Genomic DNA, 22038 nt, shown 5'->3' on the forward strand with positions numbered 1-22038 from the left:
CCGTGGAACCCGGCAGCCACCCGCTGACCGGGCCATCCCGCGTTGCCCACCGGTCGCCGATCGACGACCGGAAACCAATCCGAAACCGATCACGCCGGGCCGAAGGCCCGGCGAAAGATCGAGGCTAGCTCCTCTTACCTGGGGCTTTGGCCAGGCCCCTCATCGCCAAGCCATTCGGCTTGGCGACCGGCTTTTCGACGGTAGTGTGGGCCGGTGTCGCCGCCGAAGCAGCGGATTCCTCGGTTGGGGCGGGATTCGACGGGGCACTCGGCTTTGCGCCCGGTTTCTTTGCGACGCCCTTCATGGCCAGGCCTTTGGCGGGAGCCGCGGCTCTGCGGGCGTCCACGGTCGGGTCAGCTTTCGTGCTGGGGGGCTTTGCGGTGCCCTTCATGCGGAGGTCGCCGACGGGTTTGAGAGCGGCCGCCGGGATACGAGATTCGGTGACCGCTTCGGTAGTTGCAGTGACCGCCTCGGTGTCGGACGCGGCCTTCTCGATCGCCGACGCCTCGGTGGTCTGAACGACCTTCAAGTTCTCCGACAGGATCGCGGGTTCGACGCGGGCGACCGCGTCGAGCATCAACTGGGCGATGTCGACCACCTCGGCCCTGTCATTGACATCGAGTCCGTCCTGGCGGGCGGTGACGCCGTCGGAGAGCATGACACGACAGAACGGGCAGCCGGTCGCGATCTTGCCCGGTGTCGATCCGTTGACGCCGGAGAGCGTAGCGAGGCCCTCGTCGACGCGGTCGATATTGATGCGTTTGCCGAGCTGCTCCTCCATCCACATGCGCGCGCCGCCCGCGCCGCAGCACATGGAACGTTCGCCGTGACGCGGCATTTCGACCAGCGCGGAACCCGCGGCGGCCATCAGCTCGCGCGGAGCGTTATAGATCTTGTTGTGCCTACCGAGGTAGCACGGGTCGTGATAGGTGACGCTCCGCGTCACCGACGCGACCGGAATCAGCTTCCGCTGCCGCACAAGGCGATTCAGCAACTGCGTGTGGTGGACGACCTCGTAGACACCGTCATGCCGGTCCGCGGTGTTCGCCGCCTTCATGCCGACTTGCCGGTACTCGTTGTCTTGTTACCGATCAGTAACTTACATCCAATGCCCCCATCATTACATTGACAACGTCGTCGAGTCCAGCATCATGACGCTGTCCGAGTTCCGCCCGCCCGACTCGAATCCACCTGCCGCGGAAGGCAACTGGCGAAGGTCGAGCTCGCCGCACGCGCTTTCCCGGATACTCGCCACGCCCTCCCCCGGAAGCAACCTCCACCGCCGCAGCGTCCTCGGCCGCCCAACCGCACGAACGCACACTGCCACTGCGGCCCGTCGAAAAACGGGCCCGGGAATCCACGAGACCATCGGTGCGCGCGCTTCGACCAGATGTCCACCACGCCCAGAGCGAGCCCCACAACATCACACCGCCGCAACCATCTTCGTCTCGACCTCGACCGCGGAGAATGCGGTATCCGATCCCCCACATGCGGTCCGGCCGACCGTGAGGGCGACGCATCCGTCGCTCGTGGACCGCGGCGCGCAACTCTCGCACGCTGGGCACGACTCGGATAGTGAGCTCGCCGACCGGCCGGACGGCCGTAAACAACACACTCGTCAACGCGCAGAACTTGCATGAAGGCGATCTGCGGTAGGCCGTTCTTCATACCCACGGGTTCTGCGCCTTCTCGCATAACGTGCGGCTGACCGCGAGGTCACGCCACCGCTCAGCCGCGACCCGGAAACGCTCATTACGCAGGTCGAGCCGGAAGATGAGTTGCTCGGCCACCGGGGCATGCTCGCCGAAGCGCATCCATGTCCAAGATTTTGGTCGCGCAGGGTCCAATCGTTTGACGTGTCCGCTGCGAATCATAATGGACAGTCGTTTTCCGAATAGGGGCGTTCTGTATGGCCACAGTCGATACGGCAGGGGGTGCAGGCGGTGGTGTGCGGGGCTGTGCTGGCGGAGGGGCCGCCAGGGATTGCTTTGTGTTCGGTACGGCGGCGACTGCGATGGGATGCGGTCGGCTCTGCCAGCAGTGGCGTACTGGACGGTTCGTCGACGAGTTGGGTGACGAGACCGAGGTCGAGGATGGCACCACGGTGCACCGGTCCGTGGTCGAGCGGCGGTCGCGGCCGACGGCCGGGAAGTGGGCCTCGTGGCCGGTCACGGATCGGTCGGCGCTGGCCGCGGTAACGGGGACAAGCGCGTACTCGACGTATTCAGCGTCGACGTATTCAGCACTGTGCCGGTATCGGAGACCGTGCACGCCCTGGCCTCGTCCGTAGCCCCCGGACCGGCGCGCGAAAGCGGATCGACAATCGATGTTCGGGCTAATTGCGTTCCTGAAATGAACGATATCAGCGGAGGTTCGAAATGGGCCAATCGAAGAGTGGTATCGATAGCAATCCGGACCGGTCCACATCGGTGCAAACCGGCACATTCCGCTCTTCCGGAAGCCCGCATTCGGGTAACGGTTCCGACGCGCGCAGCAGTAAGGTATCGTCGGTCGACATTTTCCCATTGACGGCGGCGCAGCGGGGAATCTGGTTTGCCCAGCATCTCGCGGGATCCTCGCCGATTTCTGTCGCCCAGTACGTGGAAATCGTAGGCGAGCTGGATGCGGAATTGCTTGCCGAGGCATGCAGGACCGCCGGCCGGGAGTTCGGGTCCGGACATTTGCGCCTGATCGAGGTCGACGGGGAGCCATGCCAGTTCGTCGACGAGGAACATGGGTCTCAGGCGTCCGTCATGGACTTGCGCCGGCACATCGATCCGGTTGCGACCGCGCACGAAATTATGGTTCAGGATTATTCCGCTCCACTGGATTTACTGAACGACAACCTCATGACGAGCATCGTGTTCCAGGTCGGCGAGGACCATTTCCTGTGGTATCAGCGTGCACACCATATCGCCTTGGACGGATTTGCCGCGGTGACAATGGTTCACCGGGTTACCGAGTTGTACAACGCTTGGGTGAAGTCCGAGGAGGCGGCGCCATGCGCGGCGCAGGACCTGCGGGAGGTCGTCGAGCAGGATCTGGAGTACCGGAGTTCGGCGCGATTCGACAACGACCGCAGATACTGGCTGGAGCACCTGGCAGGCGCGCCTCCCGTCGTCAGCCTGGCCGACCGCGTGGGCAAGCCCACCATTCATCCGGCCCTGGTCAGCACAGAATTGCCGGACGCCACCGCGCATCTACTGGAAAGCGTCGCGCTCGAGCATGGCTCCAGCGTGACCCCGATCATCGTCGCGGCCTTCGCCGCTTATCTCGCGCGGATGACCGGAAGCGATGAAGTACTGCTGAGCCTGCCCGTTTCGGGTCGGCACTCTGCCATGCTGCGCCGCTCCGGGGGGATGGTGGCCAATGTGGTCCCGTTGCGCATACAGGTCGCCGGCCGCGGCGTCGGTGAACTGATCGCCGCGGTGAAAAGCGAGCTGACCAGCGCTCTTCGGCGACAGCGCTACCGCCAAGAAGACATATTCCACGATATGGGGATTGCGCGCGACGAGACGGCATCCTTCGGCCCGGCCGTGAACCTCATGATGATCGAGAACGAGGTTGTCCTGGGCAACACGACAGGCCGCCTGAACGTCCTCACCTCAGGGCCCACCTCCGACCTTTTCGTCAACATCTACCCGGGCGCGGGCAGAGACAGCACACATATCGATTTCCAGGGGAACCCGAATGCCTACAGCCATGAGGAGCTCGCTGGTCACCATCGGCGATTCCGCATGTTTCTGCACGAGTTCCTCGCCGGCGGACCGGAATGTTCGGTCAGCAGACTGCCGCTGCTCGAAGGACAGGAACGGTCCGCGCTGCTTCCTGTGCGGGGGCCCGGCGGGGTCGAAACACGGCTGCTCCCGGAGATTCTGACCGAGAGCGCACGTCGCAACAGTAGTGGGTGCGCGATCGTCTCGGCAGACCGGACGATGACGTATGGCGAGCTGGACACCAGATCCTCCCGGCTGGCCCGGCATCTGATAGCTCTCGGGTGTGGTCCGGACACAGCGGTGGCGATCATGCTGCCCCGCTCGGTCGAATCGGTCGTGGCGACGTGGGCGGTCGCGAAAAGCGGGGCCGCGTTTGTCCAGTTGGCCCCCGAGTACCCGTCGAAGCGGATCGAACATATGGTTGCCGACAGCGGCGCGGCTGTGGCGATCACGAACGGCGCCCTGCGCGGGCGGCTCCCGCTGGCGATGCACCCGGTGGTTCTCGACGACCCCGCCACCCTGGACGAATACGACGCTGCCGGCGAGCCGATTTCCGACGATGACCGTATCCACCCGCTACGGCCGTCCAACGTCGCCTATATCACCTACACCTCGGGATCCACCGGAACGCCCAAAGGCGTCCAGGTCACGCACACCGGCCTCGCGAATCTCGTTGCCGACCGCGCCGCCACGTACGGCATCGACACGACATCCCGCGTGTCCTATGCCCTCTCCCCCAGTTTCGACGCCTCCCTGGAACAGTTTCTGACCTGCTTCGCGTACGGATCCACGTTGGTGATCGTGCCGCCCGAGGTGACCGGCGGTGAGTCGCTCACACAACTGCTGGCCGATGAGCATGTGACACACCTGACGCTGACGCCCACGATGCTGGCAACGGTGGACCCCCGTCCGCTGACCGACTTGCAGGTGGTCGTAGTCGGTGGTGATGTATGTCCACCGCACCTCGTCGAGCGGTGGACACCGTCGGTGTCGATGTACAACGAGTACGGTCCCACCGAATCCACCGTGACCGCCGTCGGCGCCATCCTGAGACCCGGCCACACCCACACCGTCGGTGACCCCATCCGTGGCGTCTCGGCCATGGTGCTGGACCGAACACTGCAGCCGGTGCCCAAGGGCACCGCGGGCGAGTTGTATCTCGCCGGGCCGGGATTGGCCCGTGGGTACAGCCATCTGTTCGTCGAAACCGCGGCGCGGTTCGTCGCCGATCCGTACGGCGACACCGGGACGCGAATGTACCGCACCGGCGACGTCGCGCGCTGGACCGGCGACGACTCCGAGACGACGCTGGAGTTGCTGGGCCGCAGCGACTTCCAGGTCAAGATCCGCGGATACCGGATCGAACCCGGTGAAATCGACTCCGTGCTCACCACACACCAGGACGTGGATCTCTGCGTCACGGTGCCGGTGCAGAACAATGTCGGCACGACCGTGTTGGCGTCCTATGTCGTCCCGGTGAGCGGCCGTCGGGTCGATCCGGTCGAAGTCCAGCGCTTCGCTCGCGATTCGCTGCCGCCGCATATGGTCCCGGCGGTGATCCTCCCGTTGGACAGCCTCCCGGTGAATGCCTTCGGCAAGCTCGATCGCAGCGCTTTGCCGAAGCCGGAATTCGGGACCGCGCCGGTGGGGCGGGCGCCGGCCACAGCCCGGGAGAAGGTGGTCGCACGACTGTTCACCGAGGTGCTCGGCGTGCCTCGGGTCGGGGCGGAGGACAGCTTTTTCGCCCTCGGCGGCGATAGCATTCTGTCGATCCGGCTGGTGGCGCGGGCCAAGGCCGAAGGCCTGAGTTTCTCCACACAGGATGTGTTCGTGCACAAGACCGTCGCGGGCCTGGCTGCCACGGCGACGGAAGCCGGCGATACCCCGGGGTTGGCCGAGTTGCCCGGTGGCGGCATAGGGCCGATGCCCTTGTCGCCGATCATGCACGCAATGCTCGATCGGGGTCATTACAACCGATTCGCGCAGGCCGCGCTCGTGCAACTGCCAGAGGGGGCCGATCGAGCGGGTCTCGTCCGCGTGCTGCGATCCCTGCTCGACCGCCACGATATGCTGCGCGCGGCACTGCGTGCCGGCGATTCGGTTGATCGGTACGTCGAGGTACTCGATCGGGAAGCGGTCGACCCGGAGGCCGTGCTCGTCGATGTTCGGATCGATCGACGTGATGCCGCCGAAGTCGACCGGCACCTGCACGAAGCCGCGGATCGACTGGACCCGGACAACGGCGTGCTCGTTCAGGCCGTCTGGATTCGGGATCGCAACGCCTCGGGACCCGACCTGATGTGGCTGGTGATCCACCATCTCGCCGTCGACGCGGTGTCGTGGCGCATCATCCTCACCGATCTCGCGCAGGCCTGGTCGCAGGTTTGCGATGGCGGTGAGCCGCATCTCGGCCCGGTCACCACCTCGTTTCGGCGGTGGGTGCACGGTTTGGTCGAGCAGACGCCGGGCAGGCGGTCGGCGGAACTCGACCTGTGGAAAGACGTACTCGCGCGAGGCGATCAGCTCCTCGGATCGCGCCGTCTGGTCCCGGCTCGTGACATCGGAGCCACGGCGGGCCGGGTACATCAGCGCATCCCGGCAGCGGTTGCCGAGGCGGTTCTGACCACCATCCCGGACCGCTTCCACTGCGGTGCCAACGATCCGCTGCTGGCGGCCCTGGTGCTCGCACTCGGTGAGTGGCGGCGCCGGCGCGGTACGGCGGTGACCGCCGGAGAGTTGATCTCGTTGGAGGGGCACGGCCGCGAGGAGCGGGCCGTACCGGGCGCCGATCTCAGCACCACCGTGGGCTGGTTCACCACACGCTTCCCGGTTCGGATCGAATGGGAGACCATCGACCTCGATGATGCGCTGGCCGGCGGCAAAAGTGCGGGACTGGCGATAAAGCAGGTGAAGGAGCAACTGCGCGCGGTGCCCGGCAACGGCATCGGCTATCAGATGCTGCGTCATCTCGATCCCCAGGGCAGCGCCGAGCTCGCGGACCTGCCCGAACCTCAGATCAGTTTCAACTACCTCGGACGGGTGGGTTTCGGTGAACGCTCGGGGCCCTGGGCACCGACCACCGAATTCACCGCGCTGACCGCGACGAGCGATCCGGAGATGGTCCTGCCCGCCGTGCTCGATATCAATGCGATCGCCGAGGAAGGTCGCGACGGGCTCGAGCTCGACGCGACCTGGGAGTTCGCCTCGCAGGTGTTGTCAGGTGAGGAGGTCGACGAGCTCGCCGCGCTGTGGGCTCGAGCCCTGGGGGCGCTCGCCGATCACGTCCGATCCGAAACCGCATACAGCTTCACACCCTCCGACTTCCCCCTCACCGCGGTATCGCAGGACGACATCGACCACTGGCTGCGGGAATACCCGTCGATGACCGATGTGTGGCCGCTCACCGCCTTGCAGTCCGGGCTGCTGTTCCACACGATCTACGACCGGGACGGCGATGACGGCTACATCGTGCAAGCGGCGCTGACGTTTGCCGGGCAGGTGGACGGGGAGCGGATGCGGAGGGCCGCGCAGGTGCTCATCGACCGGCACGACAGCCTGCGGACCGCGTTCGTCGAGAGTGACGATGGGCCACGTCAGATCGTATTGCGCGACACCAGGGTCGATTGGGACGAGTCGAGTGTCACCGATATCACCGATGCCGGGCTGCGGACAGAAGCGCTTCGGCGACTCGCGACGGCGGCTGCGGCCCCGTTCGACCCGGCCCGCCCGCCGCTGGTGCGTTTCCACCTCGTGCGCACCGGCGTCGATATGTACCAGTTGCTGGTCACCAACCATCACCTCGTGCTGGACGGCTGGTCCATGCCCGTGCTGATCCACGAGTTGCTCTCGTTGTACGTATCCGATTGCGATACCGCCGAAATCGCGCCCCCTGGTTCGTATCGTGAGTATCTGCAGTGGCTACGGGCTCAGGATCGCGGCGCCGCGATTGCCGCGTGGCGGGAGATGCTCGCCGGAATCGACAGTCCGACGCGAGTTACGAGCGGGCCGGGTCGGACCGTCACCGCGCACGCCGACGAGGTCGGGCTGCATCTGGACGCCGCGACCACCGCTGCGATTCTCGATCTCGGCCGCTCGCATGGCGTCACTGCCAACACGGCCCTGCACGTGGCGTGGGCACTGCTGGTGGCGGTCCTGACCGGACGATCGGACGTGGTGTTCGGAAATACGGTGTCCAACCGCCCACCGCAGATTCCGGATGTCGAGCGCATGGTCGGGCTGCTCGTCAACACGCTGCCCGTCCGAGTCCGGCTCGAACCCGACGAAACCGTCGGCGACCTCCTTGTCCGGGTGCAATCCGAGCAGGCCGCAATGCTGGATCACCAGCACATCGGCTTGGCGGAGCTGCAACGGGCCGCCGGTATCACCGATATGTTCGACACCGCGACAGTGCTCGAGTCCTACCCGCTCGACCGGGAACTGCTGGCACGCGATCTCTCCGACGCTGGATTGCGGTTCGTCGAGATCGACGCACACGATGCCACGCCGTATCCGCTGAGTTTGCAGGTGACCCCGCCGCGGTCGAGTCGTGATGGACGGGACACCGACGAGCCCGGCACCTACACGGTGACGCTGAAGTTCGCCACCGACCGATTCGATTCGGACGATGCCCGCACGCTGCTCGAGCGATTCGAGTTGCTGATCACGCAGATCGTCAGCGATCCCACCCGGAAGGTCGCCGCGATCTCCTCCTGCTGGGATTCCGAACGCGCGGAACTACTTTCGGTCGGCGGCGAGCAGCCGGCCGCGGAGCTCATGCTGCGCGACATCCTGTCGGGGACCGCGCGAAGGTATCCGGATGCCGTGGCTGTCCGGTGCGGTGACACCACGTTGACCTATCGTGAGCTGGAGCGTCGCGCCGATAGGTTCGCTCGACTGCTGGTCGGCCATGGTGCTCGCGCCGAGTCGATCGTCGCGTTGGCCCTTCCCCGCTCGGCCGAACTTGTCATGGCGATCTGGGCGGTGGCGAAAACAGGCGCCGCCTTCCTGCCGTTGGATCCCGGCAATCCCGCCGCGCGGATCGGTGAGTTGTTGTCCGATTCGCGGACCAGTCTGGGCGTGACGACCAACGCTGTGGCGCCGCAGCTTCCGGACACTGTCGACTGGTTGATTCTGGACGATTCGGCGTCGGACGCTCATGAGGGTCTGCCTGGCCCGTCCGGCAGGCCGTCCGAGGCCGACGGGCTGTCGGCCGACAATGCGGCATACGTGATCTACACGTCCGGATCGACCGGCAAGCCGAAAGCGGTCCACGTCAGCCATCGAGGTCTGGCCGACCTTGTCACGGCGCACGTCGACGCCTTCGGGCTGGGCACGGATTCGGTGGTGTTGCAGGTCGCGTCGCCGGGATTCGACGCCTGCTTGTCGGAGTTGCTGTTGGCGCACGGCAGCGGCGCCTGTCTGGTGGTGGCGCCACCGGAGGTATACGGCGGGATCGATCTCGAGGAATTGCTTCGGTCGCAGCAGGTTTCGCACGCGATCATCACCCCGTCCGTGCTGAACACCATGGATCCGTCCCGGATCCCGTCGTTGACATCGCTCGCGGTCGTCGGCGAAGCCGTCGGGCCGGACACCGTGAACCGGTGGGCCCCCGGGCGACGGCTGATGAATCACTACGGACCGACCGAGTGCACGATCTGGGCAACGGGGTCGGATGCCCTCGCACCCGGCGAGCCGGTGACGATGGGTCGCCCGATCCGAGGCGCGTCCGCGATGGTTCTCGACACGTGGCTGCGACCGGTTCCGGTCGGCGTCGCGGGCGAACTCTATATCGGCGGGCCCGGACTCGCCCGCGGATACATCGATCGACCGGGGGTGACCGCGTCGCGTTTCGTCGCGGATCCGCGATCCACCCGCGGCGAGCGGATCTACCGCACCGGTGATTCCGTGCGCTGGGTGCGCGGACGCTCCGGGCTGGCACTCGAATACCTGGGCCGCTGCGATCAACAGGTCAAGATTCACGGCCTGCGCATCGAGCCGGGGGAAATCGATGCCCACGTGGCCCAGCACCCGGACGTGGCGAGCGTCGCCACCGTTGCGGTGGAAGGCCCTGCCGGCGAACCGGTTCTGGTGTCCTATGTCGTGTCCGCGCCGGGCGCTGCGGTAGACGTGGCGGCAATCGAACGCGATCTCGAGGGCACGCTACCTCGCTATATGAATCCGGCGGCGATCGTGCGGATCGACGAGATGCCGCGCACGCCTACGGGAAAGATCGATCGGAAAGCACTCCAGCAGCGGGTCTTCGATGCCGACGCCGCAGGCGGCAGACCGCCGTCGACGCATACGGAGCAGGTCGTGGCGAGACTCTTCGCCGACGTGCTCCATCTCGACACCGTATCCGCCGACAGCAACTTCTTCATGCTCGGCGGGGACAGCATCGTCTCGATGCGGCTGGTGGCCCTGGCGAGATCGGCTGGGCTCACCTTCACACCGCGAGATGTATTCGAGGGCAAGACAGTTGCCGCCCTCGCCGCAATGGCGGGCAGCGACGCGGCTCCGGTGACAATCGAGGAACCCCCTCGACTCCCGAAAGCCGATCGCGCGTATCGCGCCTCGGACTTTCCGCTCGTCGCGCTCACCCAACAGGACATCGAGCAGATCGAGCGGCAGTACCGCGGCCTGTCCGACATATGGCCGTTGTCGCCCATGCAGTCCGGTGTGCACTTCCACTCGACGTTCGACCCGGATGCCGTGGACAACTACACCGTCCAGACGATGGTCGAGTTTTCCGGCGCGGTCGACGGTGAGCGCCTGCGACGTGCCGCTCAGGCCGTGGTCGACCGGCACGATATCCTGCGGGCCGCGTTTGTGGAGACGTCGGCCGGGCCGTGCCAGATCGTGCTGGAGCACGCCGAAATCGATTTCCGGGAGATCGATCTGGCCGGTGGCGGCGATGCGGAATCCACAATCGACCCGGAGTCGATTGCCGCGGCGGACGCGGCGGCGGGATTCGACCTGTCGGCTCCTCCGCTGTTGCGCTTGACGCTGATCCGTCTGGGTGCGGGGTCGTTCCGGCTGCTCGTCACGAATCACCATGTGATCCTGGATGGCTGGTCGATGCCGTTGCTGATGCGAGAACTGCTCGACTACTACGGATCTCCCGCGCATATCGACTCCGCCGGACCCGCGCCCTCCTACCGCGACTATCTGGCCTGGCTGGGTCGGCAGGACAGCACCGCATCCAAAGCGGCATGGGCGCAAGCCTTTTCGGATGTCGACGCGCCGACCCGAGTGTCCCGCGACGCCGACGCGGCGGGCTCGGTATCCGCCGCCGAGGTCGGGGCCGAGCTGACGGCCGATCGTTTCGGAGAACTCCGTCGAGTGGCGGCGGAAGCGGCCGTCACCATCAATACGGCCGTCGCCGCGGCCTGGGCCCTGAACCTGCGCGTACTCACCGGCGAGACCGATGTGATCTTCGGCTCCTCGGTGTCGGGCCGGCCCCCGGAGTTGCCGCTGGTCGATCAGACGCTGGGCATGTTTCTGAATACGATTCCGGTGCGCGTCCCGCTCGAGCCCACAATGACGCTTCGCGAATTGCTGATCGACGTTCAGGCGCGGCACGCCCGCATGCTGGAGCATCACCATATCGGCCTGCCCGAGATTCACCGCAGCGTCGGACTGCCCGAACTCTTCGACACCGCCATCACCTTCCAGTCGTTCCCCGTCGACCGGGCGGCACTGCAGCAACTCGTCGATTCTGCGGGCCTGCGGGTGAACGAACTCAGCGGTGTGGACGCGACGCCGTATCCCTTGAGCCTGATCGTGGAACCGAGGCAGTCCGAGCGCGGCGAGGCACAGGGACTGCGGATCACCCTCCGATTCCATGAGCGTGAATTCGACACCGTGTCGGCGCGCCGCATCCTCGACCGCTTCGTCGAACTGCTGTGCCGGATCGGCGCGAACGCCGATATGCGGCTGGTCGAGCTGCCGCTCGACGAGCAACCGGGGCCGTCGTGGCCGGTTTCGACTGCGGACCCGACGATCCCTGACACGTTGGACCGGATACTCGCCGCTTCCGCTGCCACCGGACCCGACGCGATCGCCGTGCGGTGTGGCACGGCCGCCATGACCTACCGGCAGCTCGACGAGCGATCCGCGCGTCTGGCCCGGGTCCTGCTGCGGCACGGCGCCCGGCGGGATCAGGTCGTCGCCTCCGTGCTTCCGCGTTCCCTGGCGGCGACGGTCGCCCTGTGGGCCGTGGCGAAGACCGGTGCCGCGTTCCTGCCTATCGATCCGACGTTGCCATCGGAGCGGATCGAATTTCTGCTGTCGGACTCGGGAACCCTGCTCGGGCTGACCGACACGTCCGCCAGGAAGCAGCTACCCGACGCGGTCGACTGGCTGATCCTCGACGAGGAGCAGACGCTCGACGCCGTGGAATCGGCTCCTGCCATTCCGATCACCGATGCCGAACGTGGCGGACCGATTCGGCGGGATCAGGTCGCGTACGTGAGCTACACCTCCGGGTCCACCGGAACGCCCAAGGGCGTTCTCGTCAGCCATCGCGGCCTGGCCGACATAATCGCGGCGCAACGGCGAATATTCGGCGTCGACCCGATGTCGGTGGTTCTGCAGGTCGCCTCGCCCAGCTTCGACGCCTCGGTGTTCGAGTTGTTGATGGCGCACGGTTCGGGCGGCCGGCTGGTGGTGTCGCCCGCCGAGGTCTACGCCGGCCCTGAGCTGGCGGATCTGATAGCGCGTGAACACATTTCGCATGCCGTAGTGACCCCCTCGGCGCTGGCGACAGTACCGTGCGACGGTCTCGACGGGCTGCGTGTGCTGGCGACAGCCGGTGAGCCGGTCGGGCTCGAACTGGTCGATCGGTGGGCTCCGCAGCGCACGATGGTCAATCTGTACGGGCCGAGCGAAAGCACGATCTGGGCTACCGCCAGCGATGCGCTGGTGCCAGGTGCCGCGATCACGATCGGCAGGCCGGTCGGTCCCGTCGCCGCCGTGGTTCTGGATACCTGGTTGCGGCCGGTGCCCCACGGTGTCGCGGGCGAGCTGTACCTGTTCGGCGCCGGTCTGGCCGATGGGTACGTCGCCAGGATGGGGTTGACCGCGGCGCGGTTCGTCGCATGTCCGTTCGGGGAGCCGGGTCAGCGCATGTACCGCACCGGTGACGTGGTGCGCCGCAGCGCCGATGGCGAGATGGAGTTCTTGGGGCGCAACGATTTTCAGGTGAAGGTGCGCGGCACCAGGATCGAGTTGGGTGAGATCGACGCGGTGCTGGGTGCGCGTGCGAATGTGGCATACGCGGTCACCGTGCCGCGCAGCGATGACGGACGGCCGGTGTTGCTGGTGTCCTATGTCGTGCCCGCGGCCGGGGCGGAGGTGTCGGGCGCGGAGTTGCGTGCGGCGCTGGCGGAGGCGTTGCCCCGGATCATGGTGCCGGCCGCGGTGATCGTGCTGGATGAGGTGCCGCTGACCGCCAATGGGAAGCTCGATCGCGAGCGGTTGCCCGAGCCGGTCGCCGTCGCGCGAGAATACCGAGCGCCGGCCCCGGGGGTGGAAGAGCTGGTCGCGCGAGCATTCGAACAGGTGCTCGAGGTGGACCGGGTGGGCGTCGATGACGACTTCTTCGCGCTGGGCGGCGATTCGCTGAGCGCCTCGCTGGTGGTGGGGCGCATAGGTGCGGCCCTGAATGTGCGAGTGCCGGTCCGGTCGGTATTCGAGGCGCCGACCGTCGGCGAATTGGCCGCGCGCGCCGGGTCACTCAGCGGTGGGGACCGGCTGCCCCTGCTGCCCGGAGTGCACCCCGACCCGGTGCCGCTGTCGTTGGCACAGCAGCGGATGTGGTTCCTGAACCGGTTCGAGCCGGATTCCGCGGCCTACAACATTCCGGTGATGCTGAGGTTGTCAGGACAGCTGGACACCGAAGCGCTGGCGGCCGCGCTCGCAGACGTGGTCGCGCGTCACGAAGTGTTGCGGACGATCTATCCGGAGATCTCCGGTGAGCCGCGGCAGGTCGTTCTCGACGAGCCCGCGGTACCGGTGGAGCCGCTGCGAGTACCGGCGGATTCGGTCCCGGACGTGGTGGGCGAGTTCGTGCGGCGCGGATTCGATGTGACTGCCCAAGTGCCGATGCGAGTGGGATTGTTCGAGCTCGGCGTCGAGCGCGACAGTGGCACAGGAGAATTCCTGCTGGTGCTGGTGGTCCATCACATCGCCGGTGATGGTCAATCGATGGGGCCACTGGCCCGTGACGTGATGGTGGCGTATGCCGCGCGACTGGCCGGGCACGCGCCGGAGTGGGAACCGCTCGCCGTGCAGTACGCGGATTTCGCGTGGTGGCAACGGCAGATGCTGGGGGCCGCGGACGATCCGGCATCGGTGATGTCCGCCCAGCTGGAGTTCTGGCGCTCGACGCTCGCGGGCGCACCGGACCGGCTGGAACTACCGACGGACCGACCGCGCCCGGCCGTCGCATCGCTGTCGGGAGGCCGGGTACCGGTGGAGATCGGTGCGAAACTGCATGAGCGGCTGCTCACACTGGCACGGTCGCGGGGGTCGTCGCTGTTCATGGTGATGCATGCGGCGCTGGCAACGGTACTGGGGCGGCTCAGCGGCTCCGATGACGTCGTGATCGGCACCCCGGTCGCCGGGCGGAGCGAGCCTGGTCTGGACGATCTGGTGGGAATGTTCGTGAACACGCTGGCATTGCGGACCCGGGTGGACACGGGCGAGCCGTTCGCCGAGTTGCTGATGCGCACCCGGGAGACGGACCTGCTGGCGTTCGAGCACGCGGACGTGCCGTTCGAACGGGTTGTGGAGGAATTGAATCCGGAGCGATCGGTGGCGCGGCATCCGTTGTTCCAGGTGGCCCTGGCGTTCCAGAACCTGTCGACGGTCGATGTGGCGCTGCCTGACGTCCGGGTGGCACGGGCGGATGTGGATACCGGGGCGAGCCAGTTCGACCTGCAAATGGTGCTGTCCGAATCGACCGGCAATGCCGGTGTGGCGCAAGGCATCTCGGGAATGATGAGCTATGCGCGCGATCTGTTCGACGAGGCGACCGCGGCGGGAATTGTCCGACGGCTGGTACGGGTGCTGGAAGCCGTCGCCGACGATCCGGCCGTAGTGGTCGGGGATATCGACTGGCTCGACCCCGACGAGCGCTCGGCGCTGACGTCGCGGGTAGGTGCACGCACCTCGGCGGCGCCGGAGCCGTCCGGATTGCTGCCGGAGGTGTTCGCCTCGGCCGTCCGGGACAACGGCGATGGCATCGCCGTCATCTCGGGGGATGCCACGTTGTCGTATGCGCAGCTGGACGAACGATCGAGCCGCCTGGCGAGGTTACTGATCCGCTATGGCGCCGGACCGGAGACTCCGGTGCTGGTGGCGGCGGCGCGGTCGATGGAGTTCGTCGTCGCGTGGTGGGCAGTGGTGAAGTCGGGTGCGGCATTCGTGCCGGTGGACCCCGGCTATCCCGAAGGCCGGATCGCGCAGATGGTATCGGATTCGCATGCGACGCTGGGCGTTACGGTGTCGTCGGTGTGTGCCGAGATGCCCGATTCGGTGGACTGGATCGTGCTCGACGACGCGGCCGTCGCCGCGCGGATCGACGAATTGGCGAGCGGCCCGGTCGGCGATGACGAACGGCTCCGACCGCTGCGGGCCACGAACGTTGCCTACGTGGTCTTCACCTCGGGATCAACCGGTGTGCCGAAGGGCGTCGCCATCACGCATACCGGCATCGCCGACTTCGTCTCATCGCTACGCGCCGGCCTCGACCTCCGGCAAACGTCCAGGGTGCTGCATTTCGCGTCGCCGTCGTTCGACGCCGCCGTGATGGAGAACCTGATGGCGGTCAGCCGTGCCGGCGCCCTGGTCGTGGCGCCGACGGAGATCTACGGCGGCGCCGAGTTGGCCGAGTTGCTGCGCGTGCAGCGAGTTACCCACGCCTTCATGACCCCCGCCGCGCTCGCGTCGGTGGAACCGGCCGGACTGGACCATTTGCAGATGGTGATGTCCGGCGGTGACGAGGTCTCGGCGGATCTGGTGAATCGGTGGGCGGGCACCGACATCGCCGGCGCCCGGAAGTTCCGGGAACTGTACGGGCCCACCGAGGCCACGATGCTCGCCACGGCGACGGGTGAGCTGCGACCGGGTGACCGGCCGACGATCGGCGTCCCACTGCAGGGCGTACAGGCGCTGGTCTTGGATGCCCGCCTGCAGCCGGTGCCGGTGGGGGTCGCCGGAGAGTTGTATCTGGCAGGCCCGGCGCTGGCGCGCGGATACCTCGACAAGGCCGCTGCGAGTGCGGCGCGGTTCGTGGCGCACCCATTCGGAGAGCCGGGACGCCGTATGTACCGCACGGGTGATTTGGTGCGCTGGAATGCCGACGGTGACCTGGAATTCCTGGGGCGCAACGATTTCCAGGTGAAGATCCGTGGTTTCCGGGTCGAGCTCGGCGAGATCGACGCGGTGCTGAGCGCGCGGGCGGAGGTGGCATACGCGGTCACGATGCCGTGGCGCACGGGCACGGGTCCGGCGCAGTTGGTGTCCTATGCGGTACCCGAAACCGGGGTGAGCCTCTCGGGCGAGGAGTTGCGGGCAGCGTTGGCCGAGGTGCTGCCGTCGTATCTGGTGCCGACCGCGGTGATGATCCTCGACGCGATCCCCCTGTCGCCGAATGGGAAGCTCGACCGCTCGGCCCTGCCCGCGCCCGTCGTCCAGGCCAGGCGATTCCGGGCCCCGGCCTCACCGGTGGAGGAAATAGTGGCCGGCGTATTCGCCGACGTCCTCGATATCGACGGTCCGGTCGGCGCCGACGACGACTTCTTCGAACTGGGCGGCAACAGCCTGGTGGCCACCCGCGTTGCCGCGCGGATCGGTGCCGCGCTCGACGCGACCGTCCCGGTGTCGATGATTTTCGAGGCGCCGACGGTCGCGAGGTTGGCCGCGCGCGCCGAATCGCAGGCCGACACCGGTCGGGTGGCACTGACCGCACAGCCACGGCCGCAGCGAATTCCTCTGTCGTACGCACAGCAACGGATGTGGTTCCTGAACCGGCTCGAGCCCGGCTCGGCCGCCTACAGCATTCCGATCGTGCTACGGCTGTCCGGGCAGCTGAATCTCGACGCGCTGCGCGCGGCCATCGCGGATGTGCTGAACCGGCATGAGGTACTGAGGACCGTATATCCGTACGCCGAGGGCGAGCCGTCGCAGGTTATCCTTCCCGCGGCCGAGGCGATCGCGCCGATAACCATCACCTCGGTCACGGAAACGGAACTGGCCGAGTCGTTGTCGGCGTTCATCTCGACGGCGTTCGATGTGACGGTCGAGGCGCCGGTGCGCGTACGGTTGTTCGAGCTCGGGCAGCATGAGTGGGTCCTGGCCGTGGTGGCGCACCACATTTCCTGCGACGGGTCGTCGCTGGTCCCGCTGGCACGGGACATGATGACCGCGTATGCGGCACACCTGCAAGGGGAGATACCGAGCTTGCCGCTGCTGCCGGTGCAATATGCCGACTACGCGATCTGGGAGCGGACGGTGCTGGGGACCGAAGACGATCCCGAATCGCTGCTACGCGCCCAGATCGATTACTGGACACTCGAATTGGCGGAGCTGCCGGTCTTGCTGGAGCTACCGACCGACCGACCGCGTCCGCCCATGCAGACCTATGCGGGCGCGAGTGTGCCGATCACTGTCGATGCTGATCTGCACGCGGGATTGCAGCAGGTCGCGCGAGCGCACAACACAACGCTGTTCATGGTCTTCCACGCCGCGCTGGCGGCCACACTGGCTCGGCTGGCCGGTATGGACGATATCGCGATCGGCACTCCGTATGCGGGACGCGGAGAGCCCGAACTCGACGACCTGGTCGGGATGTTCGTCAACACCTTGGTGCTGCGGACCCGGTTGACCCCGCAGATGACGTTCAACCAGCTGCTCGAGCACGTGCGCGGGACCGATCTGGCCGCGTTCGGGCACGCCGATGTTCCGTTCGAGCGGCTGGTGGAGGAGCTGAACCCGGTGCGGTCGCACGCCCACCATCCCCTGTTCCAGGTGATGCTGGCGTTCCAGAACGTCGCCAAGGCCCAGTTCGAACTTCCGGGGCTGTCGGTGTCGGCCGTCGCGGCCGACACCGACACCGCGCTGTTCGATCTGCTGATCACGGTGTCGGACTCCTACGACTCGACGGGCGCCCCGGCCGGCATCAGCGGCGCGGTGACGTACGCGAGCGACCTCTTCGACGCCACGACGGTGACCACGATCGTCGATCGCCTGCTGCGGTTGCTCGGCGCACTGGTGACCGATTCGGCGCAGCTGGTGTACGAGGTGGATCTGCTCGGCGCCGATGAACGCGAAGCCGTTCTGACACAGTGGAATTCGACCGATCGCCGTCTACCTCCGGGCGAGACGCTCGCCTCGGTCTTCGCCCACTCGGTGCGGGTGCATGCGGACCGGCCCGCGGTGACATTCGGCGAACAGTCGCTGAGCTATGCGGAATTTGCCTCTCGCGTGAACCGGTTGGCGCGGTGGTTGATCTGCCAGGGAGTGGGTCCGGAGTCGTTGGTGGCGCTGCGTATGCGACGTTCGCTGGACCAGGTCACCGCCATGTACGCGGTGCACGCCGCCGGCGGCGGGTACGTGCCGGTCGATCCGGACCTTCCGGCCGACCGCATCGCGTACATGCTGTCGATCGCCGCGCCGGTCTTGGAGCTGTCGTCCCTCGATGGGCTGGAGCTGTCCGAATTCGATGACGCGCCGGTCACCGACGCCGATCGGCTGGCACCGCTGCGACCGCACAACCTCGCATACGTGCTGTTCACTTCGGGGTCGACCGGTCGACCGAAAGGTGTTGCGGTATCACACTGTTCGGTGGTGAACCAGCTGCGGTGGCACAGCGAGACCTACGCCTTGACGTCGAATGACGTGGTGCTGCTGAAGTCCCCCGCCACGTTCGACATGTCGGTGTGGGAGCTGTTTACGACCCTGGCGATGGGGGCGCGGCTGGTGATCGCGCGCGCCGATGGGCATACCGACCTGGCCTACCTCGCCGAAACCATTGCCACCCAACGGGTCACGATCACCGCACTCGTGCCCTCCATGCTGGCGGTGTTCGCGGACACGGTGCCCGCGGAATCGCTGGAGTCGGTGCGGACGCTCCTGGTGGGCGGTGAGGCATTCGGCCCCGAGGTCGCGGCCGAGGTGCGGCGAACCATGCCCGAGGTCGAGTTGCACAATATGTACGGGCCGACCGAGTTCACCGTGTGCGCGACCGCGCATCAGGTGACCGAAGCCGACACCGGGAGCATGCCGATCGGCTCACCGGTATGGAACGCGCGGGCATACGTACTCGACAACCGGTTACATCCGACGCCGCCCGGTGTCGCTGGGGAGCTGTACTTGGCGGGCGCCCAGCTCGCGCGCGGCTATCAGTCACGTCCGGGCCTCACCGCGGAACGGTTCGTGCCCGACCCGTACGGTGACGGCCGGCGCCTGTACCGCACCGGTGACTTGGTGCGCTGGCGCCACACCGGCGAATTGGAATACCTGGGCCGCACCGATTTCCAGGTGAAGCTGCGCGGCCTGCGTATCGAACTCGGTGAAATCGAGGCAGTGCTCGCGGAGTACCCGAGCGTCGCCCGGGCGATCGCCGTGGTGCGCACCACCGGCGCGGTGGACCACCTCGTCGGCTATCTGGTGCCCGCCGCGGGCGCCACGGTCGACACCGCGGCGGTCTTGGAGCATGCGGCGACCAGACTGCCCGACTACATGGTGCCCACTACGGTGATGGTGCTCGACGCGGTGCCCCTGACCGCGTCGGGCAAGTTGGACCGCACGCGGCTACCGGAGCCGGTGCTCACGGTGGGCGAGTTCAGGGAGCCCTCGTCGTGGCTGGAAGAGGAGGTTGCACGGACCTTCGAAGCGGTACTCGGCGTGGATCGGGTGGGCGCCGATGACGACTTCTACGCGTTGGGTGGCAACTCGCTGAAGTCGGTGCGAGTGGTGAGCGAGTTGCGTAAGGAACTCGACTACGAGGTTCCTATCAGCTGGATGTTGTCGGATCCGTGCCCGGCCGACCTGGCAAAGCGAATCGAATCCGGAATGCGCTCCGGTGCCACCGTCGACCGGACCGATGTCGGCTTCGACGTGCTGCTGCCGATCCGGACCAGCGGTGAGCGACCACCGCTGTTCTGTATTCACCCGGCCTTGGGCCTGTCGTGGTGTTACCGCACATTCGACAGGTACCTCTGCGACGACCGACCGATCTACGGCATTCAGGCGCCGCAAATCGGCGGCGAGGTCCCCGGCCCCACGTCGATCGAAGAAATGGCCGAACGCTACTTCGACGAGATTCGCGCGGTTCAGCCACACGGCCCGTATCACCTCCTCGGCTGGTCGCTGGGCGGTGTGATCGCCCATGCCGTTGCCGTCGAGATGCGCGCCGCTGGTGAACAGGTTGAGCTACTGGCACTGTTGGATGCCGAGGTGGGCGGTGTCGACGCGTCGACGCTCTCGGCCGTCACGGCCGGAGAACTGATCAGCAATCTCGGCCCGGTCATGGGCGTCGATTTCGTGAACCCCGACGCGACCGCCGAGGAGGCCGCCGACCTGATCGAACAGCACCTGGGGGGCGGCCTCGGCATCGACGCCGCAAGGATCGAGCGCCTGACCGACGCCTACAACCTGGCGATCCGGGCAGCCGGTGCATGGCGGCCCCCGGTCTTGGACAGCGACATGCTCTATTTCACCGCGACACGTGAACGGCGCTCCGACGCTCTGGGTCACGAGGGATGGGCGCAGGTGGTCCGTGGGCAGATTTCGACTTTCGACATCGATGCGACCCACCTCGCGATGACCGAACCGAGTGCTGTTGCCCAGATCGCCCGGATTCTCAACGCGCGATTGGATCAATGACAGCAGCGTTCGTCACAGCGAGGTGGTGGCCGCGTCGGATCAATCGGTTTCGTCGTCGGTTTGCCGGACCGTCTGATCGTCTGTTTGCTGGACCGTCTGATCGTCTGTTTGCTGGACCGTCTGATCGTCCGTTTGCGGAACGGTTTGGTCGTCCGTTCGCTGGGCGGTTTGGCCGTCCGCTGGCGGGACGGTCTGGTCGTCTGTCGGCGGGAGGGGCGCGGTGAGGCCCACTATCGCCCCGATCGATGCCCCGAGCGCGCCACCGAGCAGGGCAGCTGGTCCGGCGACGACGCCGGCGCCGACGGCCGCGCCAACGAGCGGGCCGACAACCAAACCCGTCGGCACGAATGGGGCACCCGCGACAAGCCCGATGATGGCGCCGAATATCCCGACGCCTACCGCGAACGGCACGGTCGCTGCCGCGGCTATGCCTGCACCGACTGTCGCACCGACACCCGCGTCGAGGACGGTGACGGTGCATCGCCGGGGATCAACCGGGATGTTCTCGCAGAACGCCTGGATCGGCTTCTGATCCACGACCGGCGGCGAGTCCGGCGAGTCAGCCGCGTCCACCCTCTCGACTCCGGTCCAACCGTCGTCGGCGAGCGGATTCGCTGGGCCGGCGGCTCGATCGCCGCGGCGCGTGTCGACCGGCGGCGCGATACCGACAGGCGTCCCGCCGAGTAGAGCGAGTTCGATCGGCAGACGGAAATGAGCTTGCCCGTGCTTGTATTGCCTCAGCGATAGCCAGTCCGCTGTCTTCGGTGGCGCGGCAGGCGCCGGCGCGGTGTCATCCGGAGACGCGTCGGCCACTCCGGTTCCGAGCATGACAGCAACAGGCAACATGCTCGCAATCAATACTGAACGTGATCGGCGCCAACGACCGGCTTCCGACATTCCACACCTCCTGGACTCAGCGCTTCCCTACCTCGAGTACCTCTCGCACGGCGCAGATAGCTTAAGCGGCGAGCACGGCAGCGGCAGGGAGAACTCGCCGAGCTCTATGCGCACCTGGCAAATCCCCCGCCTCGCCGGGCGCTGCCAGATATGCCTCACCATCCGAAGGCGTCGGGCCGGCATCCCGCTATGCTTGCCAGTAATTAGCTGTCGCTGAAAAGGCCGCGCCACAGGCAGGTCATGCCCGAGGGCGCGGCGTCATCGTTTGTCGAGGGAGATCAGTGCCCGGCAGACAGGCTGGAGGAACCGCTGGGCAGGGTGATCTTCGGCAGTCGCAGATTCGCGTCGGGCACGCCGGTGCCGTTCGGGTCGAGCAGGCCGCCCTGCTGGGCGTACGCGCTTTCGCCCGGTGCCGCCTGCACCGTGCTCAGGTAGTTCCACAGCCCGCCCGCGAGCGTGCCGCCCCCGGCCAGCAGGGTGCCGGCCAGGCCACCCGCGCCGGCGAAGGCCGCCAGCGCGGCCGGTGCGGTCGCCAGGC

General features: G+C 66.8%; 4 protein-coding genes and 1 pseudogene. 1 reads left to right on the forward strand and 4 read right to left on the reverse strand.

Annotated elements, in window-relative coordinates; genetic code table 11:
• Positions 1-127: 127 nt before the first annotated feature.
• Positions 128-1078 (reverse strand): annotated as a pseudogene (locus tag GLP40_RS32685) (heterodisulfide reductase-related iron-sulfur binding cluster); the annotation flags it as partial.
• A gap of 586 nt (positions 1079-1664) precedes the next feature.
• A complete protein-coding gene (locus GLP40_RS34660; RefSeq protein ID WP_268867212.1) occupies positions 1665-1790 on the reverse strand; it encodes a hypothetical protein in 126 nt (41 codons plus the stop codon).
• A 588-nt stretch (positions 1791-2378) separates the two neighbouring features.
• Here GLP40_RS34660 and GLP40_RS32690 point away from each other — a divergent pair.
• Complete coding sequence (locus tag GLP40_RS32690) at positions 2379-20603, forward strand: amino acid adenylation domain-containing protein (protein WP_154791892.1); 18225 nt, start codon at positions 2379-2381, stop codon at positions 20601-20603.
• A 39-nt stretch (positions 20604-20642) separates the two neighbouring features.
• Here GLP40_RS32690 and GLP40_RS32695 read toward each other — a convergent pair whose 3' ends face one another.
• Positions 20643-21500 carry a hypothetical protein gene (locus GLP40_RS32695; RefSeq protein WP_154791893.1) on the reverse strand — a complete coding sequence of 286 codons (858 nt, stop codon included), beginning with the start codon at positions 21498-21500 and terminating at the stop codon, positions 20643-20645.
• Positions 21501-21778: 278 nt separating this feature from the next.
• A partial coding sequence (locus tag GLP40_RS33460; RefSeq protein WP_230329220.1) for a hypothetical protein occupies positions 21779-22038 on the reverse strand: 260 nt, incomplete at its 5' end.

It is taken from the genome of Nocardia aurantiaca (assembly GCF_009708175.1).
Lineage (GTDB): Bacteria > Actinomycetota > Actinomycetes > Mycobacteriales > Mycobacteriaceae > Nocardia > Nocardia aurantiaca.

What these genes read in the sequence shown, in the direction of transcription:
- GLP40_RS32695 (WP_154791893.1), bottom strand. Translation starts at nt 21,500, where the DNA reads ATGTCGGAAGCCGGTCGTTGGCGCCGATCACGTTCAGTATTGATTGCG.
- GLP40_RS32690 (WP_154791892.1), top strand. Translation starts at nt 2,379, where the DNA reads ATGGGCCAATCGAAGAGTGGTATCGATAGCAATCCGGACCGGTCCACA.